The organism is Pseudomonas sp. P5_A2_2, assembly GCF_054177685.1.
Genome location: NZ_JBGCUL010000342.1, coordinates 1 through 4,523, shown reverse-complemented (window position 1 = coordinate 4,523; position 4,523 = coordinate 1). Strand labels below are relative to the sequence as shown.

The following is a 4,523-nucleotide window of genomic DNA, read 5'->3' as shown; positions in this document are numbered from 1 at the left end:
GTCCTGGGTGCCGCTACGGCCGGCTTTGCCTGCTCGCGGTTGTTTCTTTAGGGGTTGCAACTGTTCGTTCATGGGCACTCGAGTCGGAAGAACTGCGGCGAATTGACGGTGACTGTATTACGGCACGGTGGGTCGCTGGCAAGTATCGCGTAAATAACACTGTGATTGTACACAATGGTTAGTGCCAACACGACTGTACGGCTGAATGTTGCTACGGCTGTATTGCAACGTCTGGTTACTTTTGAGTTTAGGCTTGTTCGTAGAATCCGCCTTTGTAACGCGATCCCTGTGGGAGCGAGCTTGCTCCGGGCGGCGTTCCGACGATGGCGGCGTCACATTCAGCACTCCTGTTGGCTGATCCACCGCTATCGCGAGCAAGCTCGCTCCCACAGGGGTTCAGACGTTGCCGCGGACATCTTCATTTGTAAAAGGAACACCATCCGTCATGAACGACGCCACCCAAACGCAGCTCCGCCCGTTGGCCGACACCTCGCCCTCGGCCATCGTCGCCGGATTCATCGCCATGATGACCGGCTACACCAGCTCCCTGGTGCTGATGTTTCAGGCCGGGCAAGCGGCGGGCCTGAGCAGCGGGCAGATTTCTTCGTGGATCTGGGCCATCTCGATCRGTATGGCGGTGTGCTCCATTGGCCTGTCCCTGCGCTATCGCACGCCGATAACCATTGCCTGGTCGACCCCCGGCGCCGCGCTGCTGATCACCAGCCTGGGCGGCGTGAGCTACGGCGAAGCCATTGGTGCCTATATTACCTGCGCGGTGCTGGTGACGATTTGCGGGCTGACCGGCAGCTTCGAACGGCTGATGAAAAAGATTCCCGCATCCCTGGCCGCCGCCCTACTGGCGGGGATCCTGTTCAAGATCGGCAGCGAGATTTTCGTCGCAGCGCAACACCGCACCGCCCTGGTACTGGGGATGTTTGTCACTTATCTGGTGGTCAAGCGCCTGTCGCCACGCTATTCGGTGTTGGCAGCATTGCTGATCGGCACGGCATTGTCAGGCTTCATGGGGCTGCTGGACTTCAGCGGTTTTCACCTGGAGGTGGCGACGCCGGTCTGGACCACGCCGCACTTCTCCCTGGCCGCGACCATCAGCATTGGCATCCCGCTGTTTGTCGTCGCCATGACCTCACAAAACATGCCCGGTATCGCCGTATTGCGCGCCGATGGCTACACGGTGCCTGCCTCGCCGCTGATCACCACCACCGGCATCGCCAGTTTGCTGCTGGCACCGTTCGGCTCCCACGGGATCAACCTGGCGGCGATCAGCGCAGCGATCTGCACCGGACCGCACGCCCATGAGGATCGCCACAAGCGCTACACCGCAGCCGTCTGGTGCGGGATTTTCTACGGGATCGCCGGGGTGTTCGGCGCGACGCTCGCGGCATTGTTTGCCGCGCTGCCCAAGGAGCTGGTGCTGTCGATTGCGGCGCTGGCGCTGTTCGGCTCGATCATCAACGGCTTGAGCATCGCCATGAGCGAAGTGAAGGAACGTGAAGCAGCGTTGATCACCTTCATGGTCACGGCATCGGGGCTGACGCTGTTTTCCATCGGTTCGGCGTTCTGGGGGATTGTCGCGGGGGTGGTGACTCTGCTGATCCTGACCTGTAGGAGCGAGCCTGCTCGCGATGGTCGTCAACGATAACGCTGGAAACCTGAGACCCCGCAGCGCTCTCAGGTTCATCGCGAGCAAGCTCGCTCCTACAAAAAAAGCAAAAAAAACGGCGACCCTTGAGTCGCCGTTTTTTACTGGAACATCAAGCTACCGGATTGATCGGCTTTTCCGGGTACCAGACGTCCAGCAGCGGGCTGACTTCAACGCTGGTCAGCTCGGTGCGGCCTTTGAGCCAGGCTTCAACGGCAGCGCGCTGTTCAGCGCTGACCGAGCCACGCTTCTGCAGGCAAACCAGACCGTAGTCGTCGCCGCCAACATAACCCAGACCGTTGGCTTCCATGGCTTCTTTGAGGAACGCATCGAGGAAAGCATCAATGGCTTCATCAGCCAAATCTTCTTTGAAATCCAGGTTCAGTTCGAAACCCAGCTCTTGAAATTCATCGACGCACAGTTTTTTGCGCAGACGCTGGGAACGGTTAGTCGCCATTGAAACAATCCTCTTAAGTAATAACGGCCGGCACTTTAGCAGTTTAAGCCGCCGATTGCCTGACTCTCTGGGCCACGATGCCTACCGTCGGTAAAAAAATAGCCGATCAGACAGCCCGCGCACGGCACAAGCTGTGACACCTTGGGGCATAATGCCGACACTTTCATGACCATTGAGGGAATTTATCTCCATGCCCTCATCTTTTTTCCCCTCGACTGTAGGGTTTTATTTCAGATGATCAGATCTTTGCGTCCATTGCTGTTGGCCGGTTTTCTTCTCCCCCTGGCCCTCTCCGTYTCCGCCGCTCCAATCAATACCGCGTTGTCGCCCAACGTTGAAAAAGCCCTGAAAGCCAGCAAGTTGCAGGACAACGCCCTGTCGCTGGTGATGATCCCGCTCACCGRCCCCGGCACCCCGACAGTGTTCAACGCCGACGTGTCGGTCAACCCGGCGTCGACCATGAAACTGGTCACCACCTACGCAGCCCTGGAAATGCTCGGGCCGAACCACCAGTGGAAAACCGAGTTCTACACCGACGGCACCTTGAGTGGCGGCATTCTCAACGGCAACCTCTACCTCAAGGGTGGCGGCGATCCGAAGCTGAACATGGAAAAACTCTGGTTGCTGATGCGCGACCTGCGTGCCAACGGTGTCACCCAGGTCACTGGCGACCTGGTGCTGGATAAAACCTTCTTCGTGCAACCGCAATTGCCGGAGTTCAATGACGACGGCAACGACGAGAACAAACCGTTCCTGGTCAAACCCGATTCGCTGCTGGTCAACCTCAAGGCGCTGCGCTTCGTCGCGCGCAATGACTCGGGCAAGGTGCTGATCTCGGTGGAACCGCCGATTGCGACCATCCGTATCGACAACCAGGTCAAGGCCCTCAATTCCAAACAGTGCACCGGCGGCGTGCGCTACAACCCGGTGGCACAGGCCGACGGCAGCATGACCGTGACGGTCGGCGGTCAGCTGGGTGAAGGCTGCAGCTCGCAGACTTACCTGTCGCTGCTCGACCACGCGACCTACACCGCTGGCGCCGTCCGCGCGATCTGGAAGGAACTGGGTGGCAGCATTCAGGGCAAGGATGTGCTGGCGCCAACACCGAAAGACGCCAAGGTCCTGGCCCGGGCGTTTTCGCCAGACCTGGCGGAAATCATCCGCGACATCAACAAGTACAGTAACAACACCATGGCCCAGCAGTTGTTCCTGAGCCTGGGCCAACGCTTCCGCACCGATGCCGATGGTGACGACGCCAAGGCCGCCCAGCGCGTCGTGCGTCAGTGGCTGGCGAAAAAGGGCATCACCGCACCGCATCTGGTAATGGAGAACGGCTCCGGCCTGTCCCGTGCCGAGCGCGTCAGCGCCCGGGAAATGGCCTCGATGCTCGAAGCTGCGTGGCACAGCCCGTATGCCGCCGAGTACATCAGTTCGATGCCGATTGCCGGCACCGACGGCACCATGCGCAAGCGCCTGAAGACCACTGCGATGCGCGGTGAAGCCCACGTCAAGACCGGCACCCTGAACACTGTGCGGGCGATCGCCGGTTTCAGTCGCGACGTCAACGGCAACACCTGGGTGGTGGTGGCGATCCTCAACGACAAGGCCCCGTTTGGCGCCTCTTCGGTGCTCGATCAGGTGCTGCTCGACCTGTACCGCCAACCGAAACTGCCGCAGACGGCTTCGGTGTTGTAACCCGGCCCCTGAGAACTACAGAGATCCACTGTGGGAGCGAGCTTGCTCGCGATGACGGAGTGTCAGTCACATTAATACTGACTGAACTGTTGCTATCGCGAGCAAGCTCGCTCCCACAGGGTTAGCGTGCAACCCGGGTTAATTCATCTCCCCTTCTACCCGATCCCTTCCCGCCTGCTTCGCCGCGTAAACTCCCGAATCCGCGCGCAACAGCAAGGCATCGGCGCCCTCCCCGGCCCGCCAACTGGCAATCCCGAAACTGGCGGTGACCGTACCTACATCGTCAATGGGTGAACTGCGCAAGCCTTGCCACAATTGCCGGGCCAACACAAAGGCATGTTCGCCGCTGATATCCGGGCACAGCACCATGAACTCCTCACCGCCCAGGCGGCAGAACACATCGGTCCGGCGCAGCCGGTGACCGATCCGTTGGCACACGGCCTGCAACACCCGATCACCGATGGCATGCCCATGCAGGTCATTGATGCGTTTGAAATGGTCGATATCGAGCATGATCACCGACAGATCCCCACCGCCGCGCTCCACCCGGGCCATTTCGGTGGTCAAGCGCTCCTGGAAATAGCGCCGGTTGTGGATACCGGTCAGCGAATCGGTGACCGACAACGCGCGCAACTCTTCCTCCACCCGCTTCATATCGGAAATGTCCGAGACGTAGCCGTGCCACAGCACGCCGCCACCGGGCAGTTCCTC

Annotated in this window: 4 protein-coding genes; 2 read left to right on the top strand and 2 right to left on the bottom strand. The window is 60.0% G+C overall.

Going from position 1 to position 4,523, the window contains the following annotated elements:
• The first annotated feature begins 445 nt into the window (after positions 1-445).
• Positions 446-1,660, top strand: a complete 1,215-nt coding sequence (locus ACXRVY_RS17865; protein ID WP_458237890.1) for a benzoate/H(+) symporter BenE family transporter — start codon at positions 446-448, stop codon at positions 1,658-1,660.
• A gap of 112 nt (positions 1,661-1,772) precedes the next feature.
• Here ACXRVY_RS17865 and ACXRVY_RS17860 read toward each other — a convergent pair whose 3' ends face one another.
• Positions 1,773-2,117: a YggL family protein gene (locus tag ACXRVY_RS17860; protein WP_007971486.1), complete on the bottom strand. Its 345-nt coding sequence runs from the start codon at positions 2,115-2,117 to the stop codon at positions 1,773-1,775.
• A gap of 234 nt (positions 2,118-2,351) precedes the next feature.
• On the opposite strand from ACXRVY_RS17860, the gene dacB reads away from it, so the two are divergent.
• Positions 2,352-3,812, top strand: coding sequence for a D-alanyl-D-alanine carboxypeptidase/D-alanyl-D-alanine endopeptidase (gene dacB / locus ACXRVY_RS17855; RefSeq protein ID WP_458237889.1), 1,461 nt, complete (start codon positions 2,352-2,354; stop codon positions 3,810-3,812).
• Between the two features lie 138 nt (positions 3,813-3,950).
• Here dacB and ACXRVY_RS17850 read toward each other — a convergent pair.
• The coding region (locus tag ACXRVY_RS17850; protein WP_458237888.1) for a GGDEF domain-containing protein at positions 3,951-4,523 on the bottom strand (573 nt) is incomplete at its 5' end.